This is a genomic window from Saccharomonospora sp. NPDC046836, from assembly GCF_040645195.1.
GTDB lineage: Bacteria > Actinomycetota > Actinomycetes > Mycobacteriales > Pseudonocardiaceae > Prauserella_A.
The window spans coordinates 12,760-38,653 of sequence record NZ_JBEYXW010000026.1; the positions used below are offsets into that span (position 1 = coordinate 12,760).

The following is a 25,894-nucleotide window of genomic DNA, read 5'->3' on the forward strand; positions in this document are numbered from 1 at the left end:
GGGCGGCGGTCGGGTCTTCCGACCGCCGCCCACGGTTAACATCGGCCGTCGAGAACCCGTTGCACTGCCTCGATGAACACCGGCGACTTCGGCTCCTCGGCATGATCGACGCCGGGGAACTCGGCGACACACCAGGCCCCGTCCAGCCGGTCGGCACGCGATTCGTCCAGCGAGCTGAACAGCGTCGTGTACCGCACGTCGCCCGGCGTCTCGTCCCCGGAGTTCAGCTCCCGCAGAAACGCGCTGTCCGGGCACATCTGCCCGCCCGACTCGGGCGGCAGCAGGCAGGCGGGCGCATAGCCGTGCTGCGCCGTGCCCATCGAGACGTAGCTGAGCACACTTTCCGTGCCACCGAGGTGGGCGAGGTAGTAGCGTGTGGACAGACCGCCCATGCTGTGGCCGACGAGGCTGACCTTGGCACCACCGTGGTCGTCCCTGACCCGCTCGACCAGCTCGCCAATAGCCTCTGCGTTGGCCACGTTCTCCTGTCCCGGCAGGTCGATGGTGTAGGCCGGATGGCCTGCATCCTCGAGCGCGGACGCCATGGTGGCCATGTCCTCGCTGGAGCCGAGGAAGCCGTGAACCAGGATCACCGGTTCCCGCTCAGCGGCGTGCGCGGTGCCGCCGAACAGCAGTGTGGCCGCCAGCAGGCAGAGCGCCGTGACCGCGGCGCGAGGGCGGCGGCTCACAGCCGGGCCTCGCCGAGTACACGGCGGGACCTGTCGCGTAGCAGGGCGACCGCGAGGAAAACCCCCAGTCCCAGCAACGGAATCGTGCTGATCGACCAGCTCAGCACCATCGGCGGCCCCGGCTGCTCCAACACGACGAGGTCGCGTAGCTCGCCGGTACCGGGTCCTTCGGGTCCGTCGAGATCGAAGCGGAACGTCCACGAGCCTTCCTTTTCCAGCGCCTGAATGTCCAGACCCCAGGTGTCGCGTTGGCGGGGATGCCGCGCCAGCGGAGCGGTGAAGCCCTCCGCGCCGTCGGGACCGATGACCGTGAGAGTTCCGGACTTGCCGGTGATCCCACCGTCAGGGCTGAAGGTGAAGTCCAGTGACTGCATTGCCCGCACCGGCCACGTGCTGAATCCGACCGTCAGCTCGTACGGCCCGGCCTGCACGCGTTCGGTGTGCACGACATCCACGGGCTGGTACTCCTGTGCCGCAGCCGGCGCCGCGGAACCCACTGCCAGCGCGGCCATGACAAACGCCGCCAGTGCGGCGCTACGTCGCCGCCATCGGTTACCGAGTTGCCTCATGCCTGCTGCCACCTCGCTTCGGGGGAAAGGCGCGACAACAGTGCGCCGAACCGCCGCCCGGTCAGCGCGGCGAGCAGCCCCAGCCCGGCCGCCACCACACCGGTGGCGAGAAGCTCTGCCGCACCCGGCAGGGGGCCACCGTAGACAAGCTTGAGTTGTAAGGGAAACAGCGTCGCGGTCAACATTCCACCGACGACGCCCGCCACCGCCGTGGCGACCTTTGTGGACAGCATTCCCTTCCGGCCGGCCCACAGGATCGCCTCCACCAGCGCGGCGACCGGAATGACCGACATCGGGATGAGCGCGGGAACTGCCGGAACACCGTCCACATAGTCCCGAAGCGGAAGGTTCACCATGTCGGCGTAGACACGCGCGGCCCACGGTGAGAACCACCAGAGCAGCACCTGGCTGACGGTCAACCCCACCGCCGCGGCGAGCAGGGCCCCGCCGCGCCGGGTGAATCCGCCGAGCACGAACCAGATCAGCACCACCATGAACGCCATCCCGGCGAGGAACGCGTTGACGACTCCGTTCAGCATCTGCAGCCCGAGCACGGTCACCACGTTGAACGACAGCAGCACGACGGTGCTGAGCACCAGCCCCGGTGTGCTCCAGCGGTAGCGTTTCGCCGCCGCGAACACCATCACCGAGCCGACCATGGTCACGGTGATCGAGAGCATCAGCCCGATGTGCGGCGGCGACTCCAGCACCGCATCGAACCCGTACAGCGTGTGCCACCACTGGTCCCACAGGCCGTACAACAGGAACAGGGCCGCACCCGTGCCCGACACGAGGTAGCCCAGCGGCGCGGTGAACGTCTTGCCGAACACGCCGACCGAGCGGCCGCCGACCGCGGGATCGATGAGCTTGCCGGAGCGGCGGGCCGCCGTCGTGGCGAGGACCACGGCCAGGCTCGCCAGCCCGGACATCGCGCTGCCCGAGTACAGGAACAGGTGCGGCAGGGTGAAGAACGTGTCCGGGCCGACGTCGGCGTGCCACTGCGCGTCCCAGCTGAGGCCGATGAGCGAGACGACGGTGCCGGTGAGGACGAGCGCGGCGGGGACCCACGCCCGCGCGTTCGTCGGCGGTGCTGCGGGCTGCGCCTCGGGGCCCGCCCTCGGTGCGGTGACATCCATGAACCTTTGCCTTTCTATCCTTGTTGCGACTTTGCCGGCCGGGGCGCGCTCAGTGGACGCCTTGACTGCCGCTGCGTCATTTCGCAACAGCCCCTAACCGGTAACCAACAGTGGGAAGACGACGCGGTCCTCGGTGCCCAGGGCGGCGATCGTCACGGTGATCTCCCATTGGCCCCGCATGGGCAGCGTCACATCCCGCACGCGGAACCGGCCCGCGCCCTCGGCGGTGGCGGTCAATGGGGTGAGCGCGTGGCCCATCGAGGGCATCGCGGGTTCGACGAGCACGTGGTCCACAGCGGCGGGGTCGGTGCCATCGGTGGTGATTTCCAGCAGCCATTCACCGGACTCGATGCCCGTGTGCTCGATCGTCAGGCGCACTTGGTGCCGCTCGGTCGCGGCACTGTGCACAATGTCCTGGTCTGTTGTGGACGGTTGCAACCAGAACACCAGCAGTGCACCGATCGCGACGGCGGCGACAACGGCGCTCAACACGATGCGCGCCCGTGGAATCCGTTGTTGTGTTGTCATGGGGTTCCTTTCGTCGCGGGCACGTCCAGCACAGCCGGAATCGTCAGCACGGAGTAGTTGCGCTCGACCTGGACCCAGATCAGGTACCGGCCGGGCGTGCCGAAGGTGTGGGTGAACCGCACCTCGGGGCCGAACGCGGCCACGGTTTCGTCCGGCGGGTCGGTGACGGTGTTGCTCACCGGGGCCATCGCGTGGCCATGAGCCCAGGTGGTCGCGGCCGTGGCCGCCGCGCCGACGTCGGTGTCCTCGGGTATCGGGCCGACCATGATCAGGTGCCCCGTCATGCCAAGCCATGGCTGCAAATCGGCGTTCGTGCCGATCCGGGCGGTGATCGTGGTCGCGTCGCCGGTCGTCGTCACGCTCAGGTCGACCTCCGTGCCCTCGACCGTGCGCGTTCCCGGCCCCGGCGGCGCGGGTTGGGCCGTGCCCGTGCCGCCCACCTCGAAGCCGGATGGGGACCGGGCGAGTTGTACGCCGCCGCCGCGTCGCGACAGCTCCGCCGCGGCGGCGTGGGTTCCGGCCTGTGTCGGGACGAAGGTGGCCCGGTAGGAACCGGGCGCGACGCGAATGGGATGCAGGTGCCACAGCTGGCCCGATGGGCCGACCACGACCAGGTGCGCGAACGCGTTGTGGTGCACGAGCAGGTCGTCGACGGGGCGACCGGTGGATGCGTCGAGAAAGGACAGCTCCAGCTCCACCGGTTCACCGGCGACGGCCGCGGGCGCGTGCAGGGCCAGGTTCACGGGTGGCCTTGACAGCTCGGTCAGCGCGGCGGCCTGCCGTGCGGCGGCAAGCGGATCGGTGACGTTGCCGACCGTCGGGTCGAGCTGGCTGCCGGGCGCCGGCGGAGGGGGCACGCTCGGTGCGAGCAGCGCGGCGGTCACGCTCACCGACACGGCGGCGACGACACCCGCCGCCGGGACCAGCGGCAGCCAGGTCCGCCTGGAACGGACCGCGAGGACGAGCGCCAGCAGGAGGAACCCGCCCGCGGCGGCGAACCCGCCGTAGATCGCGTTCTCGCCCCACCCCTTCGCGGGCGCGGGCACGATGAACGGGATCAGTGCGGTGCGCTCGCCATCGTCCACCGCGAGCTCCCATGGGCCCGGCCGGTCCACGGTGAACGTGGCGCCGTAGAGGCCGGGCTGTTCGCCGAGCTCGATCGTGCCTGCACTGGTCACCGTGCCCGCGGGTGGTAGGTCGCTCGCGGGCTCGTCGGTTCCGGTCGCGCGTAGCCGCAGGTCCAGCGTGCCTCGCGGGGAGCCCGCGTGCGTGACGATCTCGATGCGGACCGGGCCGGGTGCCACGTCGATCCTGCGCACGATCACGGTCAGTTCACGTGCGCCCAGGGTTTGGGCGATCTGGAGGTCACCGCCGGAGCGCGCGCCGTCGGCCTGCGCCTGCCCTGCGGCCAGCACTGGAAGTACAAAAAGGACGAACAGTGCGAGCAGGAAGTGTCCGATCTTCATCACCGGCCACGCTATGGACGAGATCCGCCCACGTCGTCACGGCGAAGGGGGACTCGCCGTCCCCCGTGCGGGGGACGGGCCTCAGGGACCGACGAGCCCGTGCCGGTACGCGTAGACGGCCGCGTGCACCCTGTCCCGCAGCCCGAGCTTGGCCAGCACCCTCGACACGTGGGTCTTCACGGTCTCCTCGCCGACACACAGCTCGTCGGCGATCTCGGCGTTGCTGCGAGCTTCGGCGATGAGCAGGAGCACCTGCCGCTCCCGTGCCGTCAGCCTGCTCAGTTCGGGGGTGACCGGGGTCGGCTCGAGTCCGACCGTGAACTTCGCGATCAGCCGCCGGGTCACCGAAGGATCGATCAGGGCGTCGCCACGGGCGGCCACGCGGATCGCCGCCGTCAGCTCCTCCGGCGGCAGGCTCTTCAGCAGGAAGCCACTCGCACCGGCGCGCATCGCGCGGTAGACGTACTCGTCGGAGTCGTAGGTCGTCAGCACGAGAACCCGGGTCGCCACACCCGGTGCCGACATGATCGCCTCGGTGGCCGCGAGCCCGTCGAGCTTCGGCATCCTGACGTCGAGGACTGCCACGTCGGGCCGGAGCCGCTGGATCTCCGCGACGGCCGCACGCCCATCGGCCACATCGGACACGCATTCCAGGTCGGGTTGGGTGGCCAGCACGGCCTTGAGGCCAGAACGGAACATGCCGTGGTCATCGGCCAGCAGGATGCGGATCATTGCGGCCGGTCCACCGGGAGGCTCACCTCGAGGCGCCACCTGTTGCCACCGGGTTCGTGGCCGTACCGCACAGTGCCGCCGAGCAGGCTCACCCGTTGCCGGATGCCGGCGAGCCCCCGTGGTGTGCGGTTAATGTCCGTTTCGGACAGTGCCATTCCGTTGTCAGCCACCACCGTCACCTCGGTCTCCCCGTAGTGCAGCTCGATCTCGATGCCGCTGCCATCACCATGCCGCACCGCGTTGGTCAGTGCCTCCTGCACGACCCGGTAGACGGCGACGTCCACGGAGCCGGGCAGCGGACGTCCACGGCCTGCGGTTGTCAGCCGCACCGGCAGGCCAGTGGCCTGGACCCGGCGCAGCAGCTCGTCCAGTCCGGCGACACCCGGCTGTCCGGTCGTGCCGGAGCGCTCGCCGTGTAGCACGTCGAGCAGCCTGCGCAGGTCCACCAGCGCGGCCCGGCTGGCGCTCTCGATCGCCTCCAGCGACTGCCGCACCGCGGGTTCGGGCTCGGTGAGTGCGAGCCGAGCCGCCCCAGCGTGCACCCCGATCGTGCTGACGTGATGGGAGATGACGTCGTGCAGGTCCCGTGCGATCGTGCTGCGCTCGGCGGCTACGGCCCGTTCCACCGCGGCCTGCTCGTCCCTCGCGAGCTGTTCGGCACGCCGTTCCAGCTCGCCGATGTAGGTGCGGCGAGCCATCGTGATCCGGCCGATGATCCACGGCAGCAGGCAACTCGTGATCATCACGAGCCAGCGGATTCGCCACTCCTCGCCGTCGCTGGGGCCGAGCGCCCGGTTCACGGCGAGTCCGGCGACGAGGAAGGCGACTGCGGTCCATGCGGCCCGTGTGGACAGCCACGCGCCGGCGAAGAACGCGGCCCCGATGAGCCCCGCGTTGTTCACCTCCGCCCCGGGATAACCGGGTAGCAGCAGCGGTGTGGCGGCGGCCAGCGTCGCGTGCGCGACGGCGATCCACAGTGACCACCGGGGTGGGCAGGCCAGCAACAGGTCGACGGCCACCGCGCCGGTGAGCACGAGCCAGAACGCCCAGCCAGTGCCCTCAGTGGTGAGCACGAACCGGCTCGCGTCGAGAAAGACGCAGACACCGGCTACCAGCGCAGGTTGCAGCGCGCTGCTCAGCCGGTAGCCGGAACCACGTGCCATACCGCCTCCCCCAGTCGCGCCGAGCCTATTGCGCCGACGACGCATCCCGCCGGTTGGGGAGGGACCACTCAACTCCACAACGCGGCGATGGGGACGGCGGCGATGTCGTCGTCGAGCGGGAAGGCTCGCGGGCCAGTGTGCAGGACGGCGCCGCCGATGAAGCGGTCGTCCAATGTGGTGCGCAGCCACGCCAGGTGGTGAGCGTCGGCACGGCTGGGTGCGCTGCCCGCCTTGATTTCGAACGCGAACACGCGACCTCCACCGTATTCGACGATGATGTCGATCTCGTGTTGGCCTTTCTCCTGGCGGAGGTGATAGAGGCGCGGCTGGGTGTCGCAGCTGGCCAGCTGCGCACGTAGTTGGGCTACGACAAACGTGTCGATGATCCGGCCGAGCAGATTGCCGTCCTTCATCAGCCCCGGGACGTCGATACGCAGCGCGGCGAGTGCGAGGGCTGGGTCGACGATGTATCGCTTGGGCACGCGAGTCAGTCGTTTGATGCGGTTGGTCCACCACGCTGGCAAGGTGTCGATGATCAGTAGGTCCCGCAGCAACCGGTCGTAGGCTTCGCCGGTGGCCTTGGCCACCCCAGCCGCCTCGTAGATGGCGCGGTGATCGATGATACCCGCCGTGTTCAAGGCGAACGATTCCAGATATCTGCGCAGCAACTGCGGGTCTCGATGCGTCGCGAGCATCGCGACATCCTGCGTGAGCAGCTGATCAACGTAGCTTTCCAGCCAGGGGCCGTGTTCGATCGGGGGCAGTCGCAGCACAGGCTGGGGGAAGCCGCTGCTGGCGGCCAGTTGGGCGTAGTCACGCAGATCGAGTTGCTCGGTCGGGCTCGCCATCAGTGGCTCGATCCCGTGTTCGGCGAGCCGGTCGAAAAGTGGCACCTGGGGCAGCGACCCGCGTATCTCGCCGACGGTCAACCCGAACATTGCCACTCGAAGCAGACGACCAGTTCCAGGCCAGGTTGGCGAGTCGACGTCGCCGCGGACCGACCCGGTGATCAGAAACCGACCGGGTCTGGGATCGGTGTCGACCGATCGCTTCACCGCACCCAACACGTCCGGCACAATCTGCCATTCGTCGATCAGGATCGGTTCGGCCAGATCACGTAGCGCGGCATCGGGATCGGCCTCGACTGCGACTGCCTGCGCCCGTTCGTCCAGCCTCAGCTCGCTGCGCACCAGCCGCGCCGCAGTGGTGGTTTGCCGGTCGCTCGCGGCCCCACCAGCAGGACAGCAGGATGATGAGCAAGCCGGCGGGCCAGGAGATCATCGATCAGCCGTGGCAGGTAGGCCTGTGACATCTGGCCAGGATATCCACATCCGGAGGCGTTGCCTATCCACCTCCGGAGCCCCTGTCTATCCACATCCGGAAGCGTTGACTATCCACGTGCGGAAGCTCCGTACTGCGAGTCCCCTCGGCGGGGAACTCGGCCACCGGAGCGGGGGACTCGCGCGCGGGAGCGGGGGACTCGCGCTACCCAACCCGCCGGATCGTCTCGCCTGCCACCGTCCAGTTCGACCGAAGTCGGTCCAGATAGGACTGTGCCTGCGGGCCCGGCTCGGTACCGCGGGCGAACGCGCGCATGTTGCCCGCGCCGGTGTTGTAGCCGAGCGCGAGCAGCTCGTCGGTGGTCAGCTGACCGACCGGGTTGGCCGAAAGACCGGAGGCGAGGTCGTGCAGATGCCAGGCCGCGGCCTGGATGGCCAGTTCCGGATCGTCGGGCAGTTCCTGCCAGTCACGACCTGCGAACGGCCTGCCCCGTCTGGCCTCGTCGTAGGTGGCCTTGTGCATGTTGGCGATTCCGAAGGCCGCGTCGGGCTTCATCTTCTGCCACGCCCGCTGCAGCGCCGGATCATGCGGCTTGTACGACTCGTTGTACAGGATCGCCATCAGCAGCCGGGGTTCGATGCCGGCGGCATCGGCATACTTCACCACCAGTGCGGCGTAGCGCGCTGGATCAGGATTGGTCGTGCTGGAGGTGGATGGCGCAGGTGCCGTCACGCTGGGCGCGGACTTTGTGTCCTCGGTCGGTTGAGCATCACCACGGGTGACCACCCAGCCACCCGCTATCAACAGCGCGGCCAGCAGCGCCAGCCCCCGCCAGCGACCGCCCGATCCACGCGCACCACCCTCCACAACCCCCCACAGTAGCCCGGCGCGCGGCTCAACCAGCCAATATCGAGACCGCCGTGCCGAGGTACAGGCAACCGCCGGTCGCCACCGCGACCCCAGCGACCAGGGGCGTCCACCCGGCCAGCCGAGACAGCCGGGCCGACCGGCCGGCGCGGTCACCGAGCAGGCCGGCACCCTTCAGGGTCAGCACCCCCACCGTGGTCAACGTGATCGCCATCCCGATGCCGAACGCCAGCACCAGCACCACCGCGAGCAGCGCGCGACCGGTCAGCAGGCCGCTGACCAGCACAAGGAATGCCGAGGGCGAGGGCAGCAGGCCGCCGGAGAGGGCGAGCGCGGTCAGGCCACGCTTGGACCAGGGGTCGACCAGCTCCTCATGCCCATGGCCGTGTCCGTGTCCGTGCCCGTGTCCATGTCCATGTCCATGACCATGCCCCGCCGGTCGTCGTCGCAGGTGCCGGATCACCAGATGGACCCCGACCCCGATCACCACCAGGCCGGCGATCACCTGCAGCCACGCCGTGATGACCTCGGTGCCCAGACTCGCGACCCCGCTCACGCCCACCCAGGCCAGGGCAAGTACCAGTACCGAGAAGGTGTGCATCACCGCCACGATCACTCCCAAGCGTGCGGCATCCCGGTACCGCCCGCGGGTCCCCACCAGGTACGCCGCGGTCACGCTTTTGCCATGCCCGGGTGCCACGGCGTGTGCCGCGCCGACTCCCAGTGCGACGACCAGCGCCAGCCAGAACACCGTCCCGCTGTCGAACAGCGCGACCAACCGGTTTTCGAGCTCGCTCATTGCGTCCGTGTCTTCCGGTCGGTTCGCCGGACCAGCAGCAGTACAGTCAGCGCGATGGCCGCGGCAGTGCCGATCGCCACCGCGAGCAGTTGTCCGCTACCGCCCCCGCCGCCGGCGGAGAAGTCCAGCCGCTGAGTGGGCGTCGCGGTGGAGTACAGCACCTGCGCCGGGTTCGCCCCGGTCGAGGAGAGCACGGTCCGGTAGGCCTCGTTCAGTTCGTGCAACGCGGTAATCGTGACCTCGACCTCAGCCACCGGTTCCGGGCAGTCGAAGACCAGCCGGGCGCCGCGGGCGACCAGTTCGGTCAGCTCCTCCAGCTGTCCCTGACACGGCCGGCCCTGCTGCCGGACCGAGATCTCGCGAAGTAGGTAGTCGCGCACGGCCGGCGAGCGCTGCAGCTTCTGCTCACCGGTCAGCTCGGTGGACACCGGAGCATCGGCCGGATCCTCGAACGCGCCGAGCCAGCGGCCGAGCGCCACCCAGTCGTCCTCGGCCGGCTGCCAGGACAGGGCCAGCCGATCTCCCTCGGCGGTGAGTGTGGCGGTGGCGGGCGGGCCGAACGGGTGGGCGGCGGCGGGCACCGCGGCCAGAGCCATGAGCCCGGTCACCGCCACGATCAGCCCGATGCGAGTCCACAATGGAATACGCACGCGATCTCCAGTCTGCAAGTCTGTGCCGGGCGTGGCATGCCACGCCCGGCACAGCAATCGGCTTGCGCTACTTCACTACCTCGATCACCGGGCTGGTGATCTGCTGGTTGACGCTTTCCAGGTAGACGACGTAGTCGCCGGGCTCCTTGGCGTCCCGCGGCAGCTGCAGGACGTGCTCGACGCGGCCGAGCTCGTCAGCCCTGCGGTACCCACGGAACGCGTTGCGCGAACCCAGCTCCGCACCGGCCTGCTGGAAGTACACCGCGACCCGCTCGCCCGGGTCGTAACCGTAGGCCCGGACCGTGATGCTGTCCCTGCCCTCGACCTTGGTCTTGTCCACCGACACCTGCTCGCCGACCGTGTTCTCCGCGGTCCGCAGGTCGTTCACGGTGCGCTCGCCCTCGTCGTTCTTGCGGATGAGGAAGCCGTCGTGGTGCTGGCCGTTGGCGTAGCGCGCCTCGAACCGGATCTGGTCGGCCTCGACGTCGATCATCTGGTACAGCTGGATGTTGTCACCCTGGCTGCGGACCTCGGCACCGTTGTCCGTCCAGTTGCGACCGTCGTTGAGCGCGTACATCTTGCCGCCGGACACCGACACCACGTAGGCGACACCATTGTGGACGGACGTGGACTGACGATTGTCCACCTTGTTGCCCCGGCCGTAGGTGTGGTCATGCCCCTGCAGCACCAGGTCCACGCCGTACTTCTCGAACAACGGACCCCACTGGGCACGCACGTTCGGGTTGTTACGGGTTCCCGTCGTGGAGTAGACGGGGTGGTGGAAGGTCACCACGGTCCACTTGTTCGGGTTGTCCGCCAGGACCCGCTCCAGCCACTGCGTCTGCGCCGCCATCAGCGTGGCGTTGCTCTGGTAGTTGGAGTCCAGCGCGATGAAGCGAACCCCCTGGTAGTCCAGGTAGTAGACGGTCTGCTTCAGCTCCGCATTGCCCGGCCCGTTGTCCGGGTAGGGGAACTGCGGCCGCCAGAAGGTGGACAGGCCACCGCTGTACTCGTGGTTCCCGGGCACCGCGATGTTGTTGATCTGGCTGTTGACGAAGCCGTCAGCGTTGTGCCACTGGCCCCACTGCTCTTCGCTGTTGGCCGAGTCGATCAGGTCGCCGGCGTGAACGATCGCCTTGGCCTCCGGGCGGTCGGCGAAGGCCTGCCGGAACACGCGCGGCACCGCCGAGTCGATGTAGTTCTGCGCGTCGCCGTAGTAGAGGAAGGAGAACGGCTCGAACTTCTCGGCAGCGGTGGTGAAGTCGGTCCACTCGCTCCAGTTGACCCCGTCACCGACCCGGTAGGTGTAGCGGGTGTCCGGCTGCAGACCGGTGAACTCGACCGTGTGGTAGATCGAGGCGTACCCCAGCGACGTGTTCACGGGCGATGTGGACTGCGCGGGAACGGTGGTCACAGCGCCAGGTGCCGGCGTGACCGAACCAAGGGCACGCGGGGCCACCAGGATCTGCGCCTGCGCGAAGTCGGCGGTCGCCTGTGCGCGCCAGGTGACGCGCTGCGTGGTCGACGGGCTGGAGGTCGGGATCAGGGTGATCCGGTCGGGCATCGGCGACGGCTTGTGAATCTCGGCTGCGGGATACTTCGCAGGCGCCTCGCTGCCGGCGCCGAAAGCGACCGGCCCCAACGCGATGCCACCGGCGACCAGGACGGTCGCGCCGAGCGCGGCCACCACGGTTCGCTGGACCACGCTTCGGCCCGGTCTTCTGATGTCACTCAACTAGGTCCACTCCTTGGACAGCTCGGTTGCCCCGCCGGCGAGCGCACAGCGGTGCAGCTATTAAGGCAGTGGTAAAAAAACGGTAAGAATGTCAGTTCTGACAGGATGTTTGCCGACCGGTGAACGATCACCCCATCAGGTGACGCTAGACACGATCCAACGTGTCGGATGGGTGTCGGCGTTCACCGCTCGTTCGGTGGCCCGGCATCGGTCCGCCACCCGGTCGTCAACCACCGCTGGTTACCTTGCGTTCGGTTGCGCTGGCCAGGAAGGGAGGTGCCGCAAGTGCTCCTGACCCGGCGGACGCCGCGGCGATACCTGCTGGCGCTCGGTGCTGTGCTCCTCGGACTGTTGACCATCAGCCCGATTGCCCGGCCGGGCACCCTGGTCAAGGACGAGCGGTTCATCACCGCGCAGACCACCGGAATCCTGGACATCGAGCCGGGCGAGTGCTTCACGGATCCGACCTACGAGGCGGCGGCAGGCGAGGAAGTCGTGCGTTACCGACCGTGCGATGAAGGGGCTGCCAACCAGGCCTACGGTTTCCTGCAGGCCGCTGAGGGCCCGTTCGTGCTCGCCGAACTCGTCCAGTTCGGTTGGGCCCGATGCCACGCGGAGTTCGTCGGCTACTGGGGTGAGCCCGAGAAGTCCGGATTGGACTTCTACCCGATCTTGCCAACGGTGGAGACCTGGGCTGACGGCGATCGCATCGTCATGTGCGTGGTCTACAGTCCGGGCGGCGAGCTCACCCGATCAGCGGTGCCGTTGTACTGATCGGAGTCAGAACCCTGGCTGTCGGTAGGAGATCCGCGATGTCGCTGTGTAGTTTCGCGAGGCCTTGGTCGAAGGTTACGAGCCGGCCGTCCCGGGAGCGGGCGAGTTCCGCGAGGTAGGAATCGGTCACTTGCCGGTGGCCGAGAACTCCGTTCAGAGACACTTCGCTGTAGCTAACCGAGTCTGCCCAGAACTCGTGGTGTTCGCTGGTCTTCATCGCGTTGAGGACGGCTTGGGCGTTGCCTGCGGTCTGTCCTTCGCGGATCAGCAGTCGCAGCAGGCTTCCTTCCGTGCTCGGGCACGTGGCGAAGTTGTCGCCAGAGCCGGCAAACCATTCCTCTGCCACGTCATGGTGCACATGGTCGGCGACTACAAGGGCATCGACAACGCCTGGCGGTGCAGATCGTCGGGCAGGTCGATCGCGGTACGCATACCTGCTTCTTAACGTCATTGCATCAAGATGCGGGACTGTGCAGTGCTGCGCGGTCCTAACCGAAAGTGTCGGTGGGTGTCTCTAGCGTTGTGTGAATCCTGCCTGAGCCAACCCTGGGGATGTAATGACGGTTTCCGTTCCGGCCGCCGAGCCCGATGTCGACATCTCGGCTTACCTGACGCTGCTTTCGCGGCTGAAGCAGAGCCACGGCGTCGACTCCGGGCGATCGGCACTGGTCGACCAGGCGGTGGAGGTCTGGAGCAAGCCGGGCTTCGACAAGTTCCTCGCATTGCCGAGCCTGCCGTTCGAGCCTTTCGACTACCAGCGCAGCGCCGCGCAAACCGTGTTGCGCCGCATGCGAGGCAGGGCGATCCTTGCCGACGAGGTCGGTCTCGGCAAGACCATCGAGGCCGGGCTGGTCCTGTCCGAGTTGCGCATGCGCGGCCTTGCCGACCGCGTGCTGGTACTCACCCCGGCCGGCCTGGTCGGGCAGTGGCGCGAGGAGCTGGAACGCAAGTTCGCCCTGCCGACGTCAATCGTCACAGCAGGTGCCGCCGAACCCGCGTCGGACAACCCGGTTCAACTCGCCTCGATCGCCGCCGCGCGGCGGGAACCCTTGCGAAGTAAGCTGATCGACCACCAATGGGACGTCGTCATCGCCGACGAGGCCCATCGGCTGCGTAACCCCCGGAGTGCGTCCGGCAGGCTCGTCCGGGGCATTCGAACCCGCTATCTGCTGTTGCTCACGGCCACGCCGGTCGAGAACAAGCTGTCCGACCTCCACGAGCTGGTGAGTCTCGTCGCCCCGGGGCTGCTCGGCACCTCCGCCCAGTTCCGCGCCACGCACGGTGGTGCTTCGGCGGGCCTGTCGGGTCCACGCAATGTCAGCGAGCTCAGGGCGAGGATGCGGGACGTGATGGTGCGGCACCGGCGTAGCGAGGTCGCGCTGATGCTGCCGCAGCGCCTCGCCGAGACTGTGCTGGTCACGCCGAGCGAAGGCGAAGCGGAGCTGTACGCGGGGATCATGCGCCAGGTACGCGAGGCAGGTCGAGACGCGAACCCTGCCCGGCGACTCACGCTACGCGGGCTGACCCGGCTGGCGGGGTCGAGTCCGGCGGCTGTGGCACCCACATTGGACAAACTGGGCTGGACCGAACTTGCCGAGCGGGCACGCGCGATCCGTGCGCCCGCGAAGGTACGGGTTCTGGTGGAGACTGTGCGGCGGCACGTGGACTCCGGTGAACAGGTGCTCGTGTTCACCGGATTCCGCAAGACGCTGGACCTTCTGACTTCGGAGACCGACCGGGCGGGCCTGCCCGCGGTCGTCTACGACGGGAGCCTGTCCCGGCGGGAGAAGGACGCGGTGATCGCGCGTTTCCGTGACGGAGTGCCGGTGTTGCTGTCCACCGAGTCCGCCGGCGAGGGTCGTAACCTCCAGTTCTGCCACGCCATGGTCAATGTGGACCTGCCGTGGAACCCGATGCAGATCGAGCAGCGGCTTGGTCGGCTGCATCGTGTGGGACAGAAGCACGACGTGACGCTCACGAATCTGGTCGCGCGCGGCAGTATCGAGCAGCGGATACTGCACGTACTTGAAGCGAAGATCAACCTGTTCGAGCTCGTTGTGGGTGAGCTCGACATGATCCTGGGCAAGGTCGACGACGAGTTCGACTTCGAGGCCGAGGTGTTCGACGCGTTCCTCAGTGCGGCCGACGACGGCGAGTTCGAGCGGCGACTGACGGAGCTCGGCGACGCGCTGACCGCTGCACGCTCGGATTACCTGCGCAGCAGGCAGACCGTCGACGGACTCGTGGGGAGAACGAATGAGTAGCGCAGACTCCGGCCTGCGGTTCTGGCTGAGGTACGTCGAAGCCGAAGGCGGTCTCACCGAGCACCGCGGTGACAGTGCGCTCGCCGTCCTGCCATCCGCACTGTCCGCGCGGCACGAACTGCCCGAGGAACTCGTGGTGACTGGCGACCCCGATGTGGCGAGAGAGGACGACGCGACGTTGCTCGCCGCCGGGAACCCAGTTCTCGAACGGGCCGCGGACGACGTGTTGTCCGCGGGAGACGCGGGCCGCGTGGCGATCGAGGTACCCGTCACCCGCCCGCCGAACCTGACCGGCCTGCAGGACAAGGCGCGGGACCAGTTCGCCGTCGACCACGGCAAGATCGAGGCCACTGGTCCGGTGACGAAAGGCGTCCGGCCGGTGCTCCGGGTCGGGGCGCTCGTCAGCTATACCGTGTCGGCCGAGGACCACTATCAGGAACGCATCGAGTGCTTCCTCGACATGGGCTGTAGACGTGAGCTGCCAGAACGGGACGCTGCCAAACTGGTGGTTCTTCCCCACGCGGTACCGGAACGGCCTGCAGACATCAGTCGGGTCACGGCCGCGCTGGGCACCGCGCACCGCATCATCGACTCACGCGCCGAGCAGCGCCGCGCTGCGTTGGTCGACCAAGTCGCCGGCGCGCTCGACGCCGAACTGGCGCGAGCGGAAGCTTATTACCGCGATGTGCTCGTCACGATTGATTCGCGCCGGGCGAACGCAGGCGCCGACCGCCGTGAGCTGCTCGACGCTCGCGCCGAGGCCACGCGCGACGAGCGGGCGCGCCGCCTTGCCGAGATCCGCGAGAAGTACCAGCCCGCGCACGAGACCAGGCCATACCGATTGCATGTCTACGATGTGCCGGTCTGGCGTGTCCCTGTCGACGTGCGGCGCGGCGATCGGCGGTACTCGCTCACGCTGGAATGGCTGATCCCGTTGTCCAGGTTTGGTGAGTTGCGCTGTCCACAGTGCGATGCGCTCGAGCCGCTTGTGGCGGGTAAGACCCGGCTCGGTTGCACGAGTTGCCTGGCCAAGTCGCCGGTACAGCCCGTCTCGCCGCCTGAGCCGCCTGCGACGAAGGCTTCCCGGCCAGCGCCTGTCCAGCCCACTGAGACAATCCCCAGACGCGTGCCGAAGCCACGCGCACTGGCCGCGGCTCCATCGCAAGTTTCGCTGTCTCCGGCGAAGATCGTGAAGGAAGGCGAGAAGCTCAGCGGGAAGCTGTGGGACGCGGTCGTAAACCGCGACCGACGGCTGTCGCGGCTGTGCGCTGCCGACTCACCGGCAGCCACCGTGGTCAAGCTCTACGGGGCCGTTGGCGCGGCGACCGCCATCGGGCTTCCCGATGGTGCGACGTTGGTCGCGAGCGCCTCGACAACGGAGGTAGGCCGAGCGTCCTTGCACACAACGCGAGGTGTGCTGAAGACGGCGACGGGGCAGCAGTACCCGTTCCTCCTGTGGTGGTGCCTGGAAGGCGTAACGCCGCTCATCGAGGAGATCCTGCCGTTCGACAGTGCGATCGACCCGGCGCGCCTACCCCGCTGGAGCCTCCGCGCGGACTCGCGGATCTTGTTCGGCCCACCCAAGCCGCGCGTTCAAATAGGACCGATAGGGGAGCTGTTATGGAGCACCTGCGGCAAAGCGCACGGCCTGCCGGTCGTCCTCCGCTGTCTCGCCGCCTGGTGGCGGTTGCCCGCCGAACGTGCCTTGATCGCCAGGCATTCGGCGCCGGCACTCGCCGCCGCGCTCCAGCGGATGATCTGTTATCGCGCTGGGCGTCCAGGTAGTCGCTACGCCGATGCGGCGGTCGCCTACCTTATCGACGAACGTCGAGTGCGCGCGGCGAGTACTGATCTGCAAGCCCAGCTGCGTCTGTCGTCGACGAAGCTGTGGTGACTGTTGCTGCCGTGACGCCCCGGTCAGCCAGCGCAGCGGTTCCAGCTTGCTCGCCGCGTATCCCTCGCCGAAGATCACGACGGCATGTGCGACCGGTGGGAACGCCAGGTAGGTGATCTCGTTCTCGACGACGAACACCGTGTTCACCTCCGGCGGCAGTCCGGCCAACTCGGAGACCATTTCACCACGGGTGGGCGCCGGGGGTGGCTTGCGCGACCGCCGGGCACCATCGAAGCCTGGCTGCACGCTGGTGGCATCATCGGCGCCCATGGCTGTGGTCGAGGTGAGTGAACGGTCTGTGCGGGCGCTGGCGGACGCCCGTTCGTTCGAGCGAGGGCGGGCGTATTTCGCCGCGGGCCGGGTGCGGAGGTTCGCGGTTGACGGGACGTCGCTGACCGCGACGGTGGCCGGGACGAGCGTCTACCGTGTGCGGCTGGACATTACGGCGAATGGCTTGAGTGGTCGGTGCTCCTGCCCATATGGGCGGGAGGGTGTGTTCTGCAAGCACTGCGTCGCGACGGCCCTTGCCTGGTTGGATGCCGGCGGCGAGATCGGCGAATCTCGCGCGCAGCCGATCACGGACGAGCGGTTGCGCGAGTTCCTGCTCGGTCAGGATCCGGCATGGCTGGCAGACGAGTTGCTGGCCGCAGCGGGAGCCGACTCGGTGCTGCGTGCGCGCCTGGACGTCGCGGCCGGTGCCGACGCGCGAACCGCCTTCGACGACCGGGCATTGCGAGAACGCCTGGAAAAGGCGATCGAGATCGGCGACTTCGTGGACTACGGCGCCGCGTACTCCTATTTCCACGGGGTTGACCAGGCGCTGAACGAGGTGGCCGACCTGGTCGACGTAGGCTTTGCCGAGGCGGCGGCGAAACTTGCCGAGTACGCGTTGGAGCTGCTGGAAGGCGCTGCCGGACAGGTTGACGACTCCGACGGTGGCCTTCGGGAGGCCATCGACCGAGCCGAGGAGATCCATCTGGCCGCCTGCGCGGCCGCCGAAGCCGATCCGGTCGCGCTGGCGGAGCTGCTGTTCACGCGTGCTGTGGCCAGCGAATACGAGGTGTTCCTGAACGCGCTGCCCGACTACGAACCCGTAATGGGGCCGGCGGGCATGGCTCGCTACCGCGAGTTGGTCGAGCAGGCATGGCGGGACCTGCCGCCCAAGAAGCCACACGACTACAGCGGCCGCCGGTTCGTCGTCACCTACTTGATGGAACGGCTGGTCGAGAGCACTGATAGCGCCGACGCACTGATCGAGGTGCTGTCCAGGGACGTGACCGGTGGCTACGACGTGCTGCGTATCGCCGAGCGGCTCTGTGCCGACGGCCGGGACGATGAGGCGCTGGAGTGGTTGGAACGCGGTTTGAGGGAGTTCCAGCCAGATCCACGGTTGCGGTCGCTTGCCGCCGACTGCCATTTCCGCGCCGGACGTCCGGCGGAGGCAGGTGAGTTGCTGTGGGCGAATTTCGCCGACTGCCCGAGCCTGGAGAACTATGTCGAGCTACACGACGCCACAGCTGGGCGGTTCGCGATCTGGCGAAAGCGGGCGCTCGAACTGTTGCAAGCGCAACCGTCGGTATCAACCCGGTTCACCCAGGTGCCCTACGGTCGCGAGGCCGGGCATTCCACATTGGTGGAGGTGCTGTTGTGGGAAGGCGATACCGACGCCGCCTGGCAAGCGGCACTGGATGGTGGCTGCCGAGACGAGTTGTGGCTGCGTCTGGCCCATGACCGCGCTGGCGCCCATCCGGACGACGCGATCCCGATCCTCCTCGCCGCCGCGGACCGGGCGATCGGCAACAAGAACCGCGACTCCTATCGCCTTGCCGCGCGCTTGCTGGCAGAAGCACGTCCGCTGTTCATCCGCTGCGACCGTGTGGACGACTTCGAGTCTCACCTTGCCACCATGCGCACCGCGCATCGCGCCAAACGGGCGCTGCGCGAGGAACTCGACACTGTGGGATTGCCGTAGGGCCTGAGAAGTGCGATGGCCCGCCAGCCGGGGGGCTGGCGGGCCATTTTCAGCAGGCTCCGGCTATGAGGATCACACGTCGTAGTAGAGCGCGAACTCGTACGGGTGCGGGCGCAGCCGCAGCGGGTCGATCTCGTTCTCGCGCTTGATGCTGATCCACGTCTCGATCACGTCGGGGGTGAACACGCCACCCTCGAGGAGGAAGTCGTGGTCGGCCTCGAGGTTGTCGAGCACGGCGCCGAGGTCGCCCGGCACCAGCTTGACGTTCTTGGCCTCCTCGGGCGGCAGCTCGTAGAGGTCCTTGTCGATCGGCTCGGCCGGCTCGATCTTGTTCTTGATGCCGTCCAGGCCGGCCATCAGCATCGCCGCGAACGCCAGGTACGGGTTACCCGACGAGTCCGGGCAGCGGAACTCGATGCGCTTGGCCTTGGCGTTGCTGCCGGTGATCGGGATACGGACACAGGCGGAGCGGTTGCGCTGCGAGTACACCAGGCTGACCGGAGCCTCGAAGCCCGGCACCAGACGGTGGTAGGAGTTCACGGTCGGGTTGGTGAACGCCAGCAGGCTCGGGGCGTGCGCCAGGATTCCGCCGATGTAGTGCCGCGCCGTGTCGGACAGGCCCGCGTAGCCGGACTCGTCGTAGAACAGCGGCTGGCCGTCCTTCCACAGCGACTGGTGGCAGTGCATACCGGAGCCGTTGTCGCCGAACAGGGGCTTGGGCATGAACGTCGCGGTCTTGCCTGCCGCGAACGCGGTGTTCTTCACGATGTACTTGAACAGCTGCAGGTCGTCCGCAGCGTGCAGCAGCGTGTTGAACTTGTAGTTGATCTCGGCCTGCCCGGCGGTGCCGACCTCGTGGTGGGCGCGCTCGATCTCGAAGCCGGAACCGGTCAGGTTGTGCACGATGTCGTCGCGCATGTCGGCGAAGTGGTCGACCGGCGGCACGGGGAAGTAGCCACCCTTGAACTTGGTCTTGTAGCCCTTGTTGCCGCCCTCTTCGTGGCGGCCGGTGTTCCACCAGCCCTCGACGGAGTCGATCTCGTGGAAGGTGCCGTTCTCCCGCGAGTCGAAGCGCACCGAGTCGAAGACGTAGAACTCGGCCTCCGGGCCGAAGTAAACGGTGTCTGCGATGTTCGAGTCGGCGATGTACTGCTCGGCCTTGCGCGCGATGTTGCGGGGGTCGCGGCTGTAGGCCTCCCGGGTGAACGGGTCGTGCACGAAGAAGTTCAGCGACAGCGTCTTGGTCTTGCGGAACGGGTCGATCCGGGCGGTTGCGGGGTCCGGCAGCAGCAGCATGTCGGACTCGTGGATCGACTGGAAGCCGCGCACCGACGAGCCGTCGAAGGCGAGCCCCTCTTCGAACGCGTCCGCGTCGAAAGCCTTGGCGGGGACGGTGAAGTGCTGCATGATGCCCGGCAGGTCGCAGAACCTCACGTCGACAGATTGCACATCCTCGTCAGCGATCAGACGCAGGACATCGTCTGGAGTAGTGGACACCCTCGGTGACTCCTTCGCGGTTAGTGCCGGCGGCAGTACTCTCTTCGGATCACGCTAAGAGTGCGGTGTTGCCCGACAGTCACCCGAATGTTTCGCCAGTGTTAACGGGTTGGGTGATATCGGATAGGAGACCGGGGCGCACACCCGTCTGGTCAGCCGAATACCCTGGTCGGGTGGCTAGATGGACTGGAGAGTGGCTGACGTCGCTCGCCACGGCGGGCACGGCAGCCGATCGGGAGCCACCGCGGTGGCCGGGGGAGCACCTGGGGCTGCCTGAGGAGGGCATCGGAGCGGCTGCGGGAAGCGGGCGCCGCTTCCTCGCGCTTGTCGTCGATCTGATCCTGGCATCGCTGGTGACCGCCCTGTTCATCCCGCCGGACTACGGCAACGTGGCCGCGATGCAGAACTACAACCTGTGGTCGCTGGCGGTATGGGGTGTGATCACGGTCGTGCCCGCGGCGTTCGCCGGCTTCACCCCGGGCATGGCAGCTTGCGGTATCCGGGTCGCGCGGCTCGACGGCGGCGCGGTGCCGGGCCTGTGGCGGGCCGCCCTTCGCGGCGTCCTCACCTTCCTCATCCTTCCGGCCGCCGTGCGCAACCATGACAACCGCGGCTGGCACGACCGGATCACCGGCACCGTCGTCGTGCGGATGCGCTGAGGAGCACCTCGGGTCAGCGGCGCCGGATGGTGCGCTGGACGTTCCGCATCTTGGCGCCCTGGGGCATTGGGCCCTTCGGCAGCGCCGCGCCGCGGGTGCCCAGCGCGGCGAGCTTGGCTTCCAGGGCGTCGACCTCACGCGGCCGGAGGTTGCGCGGCAGCTTCATCAGGGTGTTCTGCAGGCGGCGCAGCGGGACCTGGCCTTCGTCGTTGCCGACGGTGAAGTCGTAGATCGGCGTGTCGCCGACCAGCCGCGCGATCCTCTTCTTCTCCTGCGTCAGGAGGTTCTTCACCCGATGCGGTGCACCCTCGGCGACCAGGACCACGCCGGGACCACCGAGCACGCGGTGCACGGCGTCGAGCTGGGTGGTCGCCGCCACGGTCTGGGTCACCCGCCAGCGTCCGCGCAGGTTGTCCAACGCCCAGGCAGCGGCACCGGGTTGCCCGTCGGCCTTGGTGAAAACGGTTTTCTGCACCCGGCGGCCGAACACGATCACAGCGACTAGCAGGCCGAGCATGATGCCGATCGGCAGCAGCAGCCACTCGATGCCGAGAAGCCAGCCGATCCCGAACACGACACCCGTGACGACCAGGAAGCAACCCAGCATCCACGGGATGAGGGCCTTATCTTCCTTGCGCTGCATCTTGAACGCCTGGAAGATCTGCCCGCGACGCTCTTTGCCCGCCGCACGCTTCGCCTTCTTGGCCTGCTTGGCAGCCTCTTTGTCCAGCTTCTCCGCCATAATGCACCAGGATACGGGCGGCCGGGTGGGCGTGGGTCTGTCGGTCCCCTCTGCGAGGATGCGGCCCGTGGGAAATGCGCGTGTGGCCAACCCTCGTCCGGACCTGCTCGACGGGCTCGACCCGGAGCAGCGGGCGGCGGCATGCGCTCCGCGCGGTCCCGTCTGCGTGCTGGCCGGTGCCGGCACCGGCAAGACGCGAACGATCACGCACCGCATCGCCCACCTCGTGCGATCCGGACATGTCGCCGCTGGTCAGGTGCTGGCCGTGACGTTCACGGCGCGGGCGGCTGGGGAGATGCGGGCCCGCCTGCGTGCGCTCGGCGTCGAGGCCGCACAGGCCCGCACGTTCCACGCGGCTGCGCTGCGCCAGCTCAGGTACTTCTGGCCGCGAGTGGTCGGCGACCGGCAGTGGGATCTGATCGAAGGCAACAAGCTGCGACTGATCGGTCAGGCAGCGAACCGGCTGGGCCTGCCCACTGAACTGGAGGTCCTGCGCGACCTCGCGAGCGAGATCGAGTGGGCGAAGGCGTCCATGGTCGGCCCGGACGACTATCCGGTGGTGGCCGCGCGGCTGGGCCGCGACATCCCGGAACCGGCCGAACGCGTCGCCGCGCTGTACCGCGCCTACGAGGAGGCAAAGAACAACGCGCAGCTGCTCGACTTCGACGACCTGCTGCTGCACACGACCGCGGCGTTGGAGGAGCACCGGGAGGTCGCCGACGAGTTCCGTGACCGGTACCGCTGTTTCGTCGTCGACGAGTACCAGGACGTCACCCCTGCCCAGCAACGCCTGCTCGATGCCTGGCTCGGTGGGCGTGACGACCTGACCGTCGTCGGCGACGCCAACCAGACGATCTATTCCTTCGGCGGCGCTTCGCCGCGGCCGCTGCTGGACTTCACCCGGCGCTTCCCCGAGGCGACGGTGGTGCGACTCGAGCGGGACTACCGCTCCACGCCCCAGGTGGTCGCACTGGCGAACCGGGTCATCGGCGCGGCAAGGGGCCGCCCGGCCGGATCCAGGCTGAACCTGGTGGGGCAGCGTCCCGACGGGCCCTTGCCGCGGTTCGCCGAGTACGACGACGAGGTCGCCGAGGCCGCCGCGGTCGCCGGTCGCATCCGGGAGTTGCTGGACGCCGGGGTCGCTGCCAGTGAGATCGCCGTACTGTTCCGGGTCAACGCGCAGTCCGAGGCCTATGAGCAGGCCTTGACCGAAGTCGGCATCCCCTACCTGGTGCGCGGCGGCGAACGCTTCTTCGCCCGCCGCGAGGTACGCCAGGCCATGGCGGCCCTCCGTACCGCAGCGGCGGGAACACCCGAGGGTGAGCTCGTTGCGCTCGTCCGTCAGGTACTCGCCGGGGTCGGGTTGACCGAACAGCCGCCCCCAGGCGGGGCGGCGAAGGAGCGCTGGGACGCGTTGCTCGCGCTCGTGGAACTTGCCGAGGAGCTCGCCGCCACCACCGACAGCCCGACGCTTGGACACTACGTCGCCGAGCTGGACCAGCGGGCCGCCGCACAGCACCCGCCGACGGTTGAGGGGGTCACGCTGGCGTCTCTGCACGCGGCGAAGGGCTTGGAGTGGGACGCCGTGTTCCTCGTCGGGCTCGCTGACGGCACACTGCCCATCCAGCACGCCGATGGCAGCGACGAGGCGATCGAGGAGGAGCGGCGGCTGTTCTACGTCGGTGCGACCAGGGCCCGGGAACACCTCTCGATGACCTGGGCGCTGTCCCGCAATCCCGATGGGCGCCGGCACCGCAGGCGCAGCCGGTTCCTCTACGGACTGATCCCTGAGGACCATCCCGCTGCGCGGGTCGCCCGAGCCCAGCAACCGAGCGCGCTCAAGGCGCGTTGCAGGATCTGCGGCGGACCGCTCATCGCGACCATGGAGGTCAAGCTGGGGCGCTGCGGGAGATGTCCCGCGGACGTGGACGAGGAACTGCTGGCCCGGCTCAAGGAATGGCGTGTGGAGCGTGCTCGCGAACTGAAGGTCCCTGCCTTCGTGGTGTTCACCGATGCCACCCTTGTTGCCATCGCCGAGCAGCGGCCGACGGACAACGGCTCGCTGGTGGCGATCTCCGGGATCGGAGCCACCAAGCTGGAGCGCTTCGGTGCGGACGTGCTGGCCGTCGTCCGCGGAAGCGGTGCCGGGTAGCTGGTCCCGGAGTGTTCTTCGGCGAAGAAGCCCAGCTCAGGGCCATTTTTGCTGTCGAGCGAGGGAAAGTCGGGAAAATGAGTTGCCCCGTGTGGCCTCGGGGCAATAACCTGCAGCTACTGGGTGGGACGCCCGTACTCTTTGGGCCGCCGTAGGTCGGCGACCCGACGGGAAGCGAAAGGAGGTGCCGCGATGAAGAACTTCTATGCGCAGATCGGTATCGCTGGCACCTCGCTGTCCCGGACCCCCGACGCCGTCGTGCGTCCGGGCGATGACCTCTTCTGGACCGATAAGCCTCGCTTCGGCGGCTGCACGCCTGCCCGCGACGCGCGCGCGTTCGCCACCACCGAAGCCGGGATCGGCACCCGCGAGTTCCGTCCGATGACCGTTCAGCTGCCGCTCAAGGACAAGCCCTGGGTTCCGTTGTGCCCAAGTGAGAGACGCCTATGACGTTCCCGTCATGGGAGAAGGCTCACGAAGGCCGCGGAACCGTACATCGGATCCGCGGCCTTCTTGCTTTTTCGGGGCGTGTGGATCGACCAAGGAAACCCTTACAACACAAAGGAGAACGGGAAATGCCATCGGCAACCGCCTTCGCGTCAGAGGAGGCGTTATCCGCCGAACTGTCCGGAAGCACCGGCGTCGCCGAGTTGCTCGACGCGGTGTCGTCGCCGGACCTGGACCTGCCCTGCCAATCCAGTGACGCTGACCTGTGGTTTGCGGAGACCCCTGCGGAACTGGAGCGCGCAAAGGTGCTCTGCGGTGACTGCCCGGTGCGGGCAGCGTGTCTTGCCGGCGCGCTGGCGCGCCGGGAGCCGTGGGGTGTCTGGGGCGGCGAGATCTTCGAGCGAGGCGTGGTCGTGGCCAGGAAGCGACCACGGGGACGCCCACGGAAGAACCCGGTCGTGGAGCACGCGACCGCAGGACAGCGGAGCGCCGCATGAACACCTATGCCGATTCCGGCGCGCGCACCCTTCGCGCGACGACCTACGTGCTGTTCGACCGGCCGAGCAGCGCGCCGACGATGAGCAAGGAGATCACCCAGATGTTGCTGTATGAAGAGCTCGCGAGGGCCCGAATACGGGAACTGCACCGCAGTGACCCCGGCAGACGAGACCTGCGGCGTGCCCGTGTCGCACGCCGATGGGACCGCGTCGCCCGCTGGGCGGCGCGACAATCTCGCCGCTACGACCGGTAAGGGCCCACCGCGTGGGTGGAAAGCGGTCCAGACCGCTTTCCACCCACGCTGCGTGAGTTCGTGGTGTTGAATGGCGTCATGCCTGCACATACCCACGATCACGTGGATTGGGCCTCGCGTCTCACCGCCCTCCGAAGACAGGACTCGTTGGAGCGCGACCCCCTTACCGTCGTCGCTACCCGGCTCGGTTCCGGGCTTCCGCAGGGTGCGACCGTCGTCGATGTGGGATCCGGTGCTGGTGGCATGAGTGCGGCGCTCACGCATACCCTTCGCCAGCACGGCGGCGGCACGATGATCCTTGTCGACGCTGTCGATGAGCTGCTCGCCGCAGCGCAGGACAGTGCCAGCGCGGTCGGCGACGGGACGGTGAACCTGCGGACCGTCGGCGCGGATGTCGGCAGTCAAGCACTGCAGGAGTTGGTGCCGGCCGCTGATCTCGTCTGGGCTTCTGCGGTGGTGCATCACCTCCCGGATCAACAAGTTGCGGTGGATCGTCTTGCCGCGGCGCTGCGGCCAAGCGGCATGCTCGCGGTGTCCGAAGGTGGCTTGGACACGCGGTGTCTGCCGTGGGATATGGGCTTCGGCAAACCGGGATTGGAACTGCGGCTCAACGCGATTCGCGATTCCTGGTTCGAGCAGTTGCGCGCGACGATGCCCGAGGCGGTACGGATGCCCTACGGCTGGACGACCGCACTACGTCATGCGGGCCTCGTCGACGTCGGTTCGTTCACCTACCTCGTCGACCATCCCGCTCCCGCCGATGACCTGGTGCGTGAGTTCGCCATCGACCGGATCGGCTGGCTCGCCGAGATCGCCGAGGACCAGCTCGACGCCGCAGACCGGGCTACAGCGCGGCGGCTTCTGGACCCGGATGCCCCTGAGTATCTCGGTGCGCGTGACGACCTGTACCTGCTCAGTGCGCGGACCGTCCACTATGGGCGGCGGCCGTGAGCGCGCAGGCTGAGGTTGTCTGCTCCGGGTGCGCCGCGAGTCGTGAGGATGACGACGCGGAGACAGCTCTGGCCTGGGCGTGGGACTGCGAGCAAGGGCACCCGCGGTGGCTGTGTCCACGATGTGCCAGAGCGCGGGTTCGCGGGATTGAAGCCAAGCTGCCGCACGACTGACGC

General features: G+C 68.1%; 26 protein-coding genes and 1 pseudogene. 10 read left to right on the forward strand and 17 right to left on the reverse strand.

Annotation, left to right across the window (positions count from 1 at the left end; all coding sequences use genetic code 11):
• Window positions 1–35: 35 nt before the first annotated feature.
• The 13 genes from ABZ863_RS25195 to ABZ863_RS25255 form a co-directional block, all read right to left on the reverse strand.
• Complete coding sequence (locus ABZ863_RS25195; protein ID WP_358540132.1) at window positions 36–689, reverse strand: alpha/beta fold hydrolase; 654 nt, start codon at window positions 687–689, stop codon at window positions 36–38.
• Window positions 686–1,201, reverse strand: a complete 516-nt coding sequence (locus tag ABZ863_RS25200; RefSeq protein ID WP_358540294.1) for a hypothetical protein — start codon at window positions 1,199–1,201, stop codon at window positions 686–688. Before ABZ863_RS25200 ends, ABZ863_RS25195 begins: the two co-directional genes overlap by 4 nt.
• 53 nt (window positions 1,202–1,254) lie before the next feature.
• Entirely contained in the window at window positions 1,255–2,394 is a 1,140-nt protein-coding gene (locus ABZ863_RS25205; RefSeq protein ID WP_358540135.1) for a hypothetical protein, read from the reverse strand.
• Window positions 2,395–2,487: 93 nt separating this feature from the next.
• Window positions 2,488–2,922 carry a FixH family protein gene (locus ABZ863_RS25210; RefSeq protein WP_358540138.1) on the reverse strand — a complete coding sequence of 145 codons (435 nt, stop codon included), beginning with the start codon at window positions 2,920–2,922 and terminating at the stop codon, window positions 2,488–2,490.
• Window positions 2,919–4,388, reverse strand: a complete 1,470-nt coding sequence (locus ABZ863_RS25215) for a hypothetical protein (RefSeq protein WP_358540141.1) — start codon at window positions 4,386–4,388, stop codon at window positions 2,919–2,921. The genes ABZ863_RS25210 and ABZ863_RS25215 overlap by 4 nt, the downstream gene beginning before the upstream one ends.
• An 81-nt stretch (window positions 4,389–4,469) precedes the next feature.
• Window positions 4,470–5,120: a response regulator transcription factor gene (locus tag ABZ863_RS25220; RefSeq protein ID WP_358540144.1), complete on the reverse strand. Its 651-nt coding sequence runs from the start codon at window positions 5,118–5,120 to the stop codon at window positions 4,470–4,472.
• On the reverse strand, window positions 5,117–6,283 hold the full coding sequence (locus tag ABZ863_RS25225) for a histidine kinase (RefSeq protein WP_358540147.1): 1,167 nt from the start codon (window positions 6,281–6,283) through the stop codon (window positions 5,117–5,119). The genes ABZ863_RS25220 and ABZ863_RS25225 overlap by 4 nt, the downstream gene beginning before the upstream one ends.
• 68 nt (window positions 6,284–6,351) lie before the next feature.
• Window positions 6,352–7,473, reverse strand: a complete 1,122-nt coding sequence (locus ABZ863_RS25230; RefSeq protein ID WP_358540149.1) for a DUF4143 domain-containing protein — start codon at window positions 7,471–7,473, stop codon at window positions 6,352–6,354.
• Window positions 7,458–7,595 (reverse strand): hypothetical protein, encoded by a 138-nt coding sequence (locus tag ABZ863_RS25235; RefSeq protein ID WP_358540151.1) that lies wholly within the window; start codon window positions 7,593–7,595, stop codon window positions 7,458–7,460. The genes ABZ863_RS25230 and ABZ863_RS25235 overlap by 16 nt, the downstream gene beginning before the upstream one ends.
• A 173-nt stretch (window positions 7,596–7,768) precedes the next feature.
• Entirely contained in the window at window positions 7,769–8,431 is a 663-nt protein-coding gene (locus ABZ863_RS25240; protein ID WP_358540153.1) for a transglycosylase SLT domain-containing protein, read from the reverse strand.
• A 28-nt stretch (window positions 8,432–8,459) separates the two neighbouring features.
• Entirely contained in the window at window positions 8,460–9,230 is a 771-nt protein-coding gene (locus tag ABZ863_RS25245; protein ID WP_358540156.1) for a hypothetical protein, read from the reverse strand.
• Window positions 9,227–9,880 (reverse strand): hypothetical protein, encoded by a 654-nt coding sequence (locus tag ABZ863_RS25250; protein WP_358540159.1) that lies wholly within the window; start codon window positions 9,878–9,880, stop codon window positions 9,227–9,229. Before ABZ863_RS25250 ends, ABZ863_RS25245 begins: the two co-directional genes overlap by 4 nt.
• Before the next feature lie 67 nt (window positions 9,881–9,947).
• Window positions 9,948–11,615, reverse strand: a complete 1,668-nt coding sequence (locus tag ABZ863_RS25255; RefSeq protein ID WP_358540162.1) for a metallophosphoesterase — start codon at window positions 11,613–11,615, stop codon at window positions 9,948–9,950.
• Between the two features lie 276 nt (window positions 11,616–11,891).
• Between ABZ863_RS25255 and ABZ863_RS25260 the strand changes: the two genes are divergently transcribed.
• Window positions 11,892–12,389: a hypothetical protein gene (locus tag ABZ863_RS25260; RefSeq protein ID WP_358540165.1), complete on the forward strand. Its 498-nt coding sequence runs from the start codon at window positions 11,892–11,894 to the stop codon at window positions 12,387–12,389.
• Here the strand turns inward: ABZ863_RS25260 and ABZ863_RS25265 are convergent.
• On the reverse strand, window positions 12,361–12,840 hold the full coding sequence (locus tag ABZ863_RS25265) for a TA system VapC family ribonuclease toxin (protein ID WP_358540168.1): 480 nt from the start codon (window positions 12,838–12,840) through the stop codon (window positions 12,361–12,363). The genes ABZ863_RS25260 and ABZ863_RS25265 overlap by 29 nt on opposite strands.
• A 106-nt stretch (window positions 12,841–12,946) precedes the next feature.
• Between ABZ863_RS25265 and ABZ863_RS25270 the strand changes: the two genes are divergently transcribed.
• Window positions 12,947–14,653, forward strand: coding sequence for a DEAD/DEAH box helicase (locus ABZ863_RS25270; RefSeq protein WP_358540171.1), 1,707 nt, complete (start codon window positions 12,947–12,949; stop codon window positions 14,651–14,653).
• A complete protein-coding gene (locus tag ABZ863_RS25275) occupies window positions 14,646–16,547 on the forward strand; it encodes a hypothetical protein (protein ID WP_358540173.1) in 1,902 nt (633 codons plus the stop codon). The genes ABZ863_RS25270 and ABZ863_RS25275 overlap by 8 nt, the downstream gene beginning before the upstream one ends.
• Before the next feature lie 27 nt (window positions 16,548–16,574).
• On the opposite strand, the pseudogene ABZ863_RS25280 reads toward ABZ863_RS25275, so the two are convergent.
• Window positions 16,575–16,817, reverse strand: a pseudogene (locus ABZ863_RS25280) (Wadjet anti-phage system protein JetD domain-containing protein); the annotation flags it as partial.
• Between ABZ863_RS25280 and ABZ863_RS25285 the strand changes: the two are divergent.
• Window positions 16,816–18,519 (forward strand): DUF6880 family protein, encoded by a 1,704-nt coding sequence (locus ABZ863_RS25285; RefSeq protein ID WP_358540176.1) that lies wholly within the window; start codon window positions 16,816–16,818, stop codon window positions 18,517–18,519. The pseudogene ABZ863_RS25280 and the gene ABZ863_RS25285 overlap by 2 nt on opposite strands.
• 72 nt (window positions 18,520–18,591) lie before the next feature.
• On the opposite strand, the gene glnA is transcribed toward ABZ863_RS25285, so the two are convergent.
• Complete coding sequence (glnA, locus tag ABZ863_RS25290; RefSeq protein ID WP_358540179.1) at window positions 18,592–20,016, reverse strand: type I glutamate--ammonia ligase; 1,425 nt, start codon at window positions 20,014–20,016, stop codon at window positions 18,592–18,594.
• A gap of 173 nt (window positions 20,017–20,189) precedes the next feature.
• Here glnA and ABZ863_RS25295 point away from each other — a divergent pair, with 173 nt between their 5' ends.
• Complete coding sequence (locus ABZ863_RS25295) at window positions 20,190–20,675, forward strand: RDD family protein (protein ID WP_358540182.1); 486 nt, start codon at window positions 20,190–20,192, stop codon at window positions 20,673–20,675.
• 13 nt (window positions 20,676–20,688) lie between these two features.
• Here ABZ863_RS25295 and ABZ863_RS25300 read toward each other — a convergent pair whose 3' ends face one another.
• A complete protein-coding gene (locus ABZ863_RS25300; protein ID WP_358540185.1) occupies window positions 20,689–21,417 on the reverse strand; it encodes a DUF4191 domain-containing protein in 729 nt (242 codons plus the stop codon).
• Between the two features lie 67 nt (window positions 21,418–21,484).
• On the opposite strand from ABZ863_RS25300, the gene ABZ863_RS25305 reads away from it, so the two are divergent.
• The 5 genes from ABZ863_RS25305 to ABZ863_RS25325 all read left to right on the forward strand — a co-directional run bounded on the left by ABZ863_RS25305 (window position 21,485) and on the right by ABZ863_RS25325 (window position 25,718).
• A complete protein-coding gene (locus ABZ863_RS25305; RefSeq protein WP_358540187.1) occupies window positions 21,485–23,569 on the forward strand; it encodes an ATP-dependent DNA helicase UvrD2 in 2,085 nt (694 codons plus the stop codon).
• 192 nt (window positions 23,570–23,761) lie between these two features.
• A complete protein-coding gene (locus tag ABZ863_RS25310) occupies window positions 23,762–24,019 on the forward strand; it encodes a hypothetical protein (protein WP_358540190.1) in 258 nt (85 codons plus the stop codon).
• Window positions 24,020–24,144: 125 nt separating this feature from the next.
• Complete coding sequence (locus ABZ863_RS25315; protein WP_358540192.1) at window positions 24,145–24,513, forward strand: WhiB family transcriptional regulator; 369 nt, start codon at window positions 24,145–24,147, stop codon at window positions 24,511–24,513.
• On the forward strand, window positions 24,510–24,767 hold the full coding sequence (locus ABZ863_RS25320; protein WP_358540195.1) for a hypothetical protein: 258 nt from the start codon (window positions 24,510–24,512) through the stop codon (window positions 24,765–24,767). The genes ABZ863_RS25315 and ABZ863_RS25320 overlap by 4 nt, the downstream gene beginning before the upstream one ends.
• A 78-nt stretch (window positions 24,768–24,845) precedes the next feature.
• Window positions 24,846–25,718 carry a class I SAM-dependent methyltransferase gene (locus ABZ863_RS25325; protein WP_358540198.1) on the forward strand — a complete coding sequence of 291 codons (873 nt, stop codon included), beginning with the start codon at window positions 24,846–24,848 and terminating at the stop codon, window positions 25,716–25,718.
• Window positions 25,719–25,894: the final 176 nt, after the last annotated feature.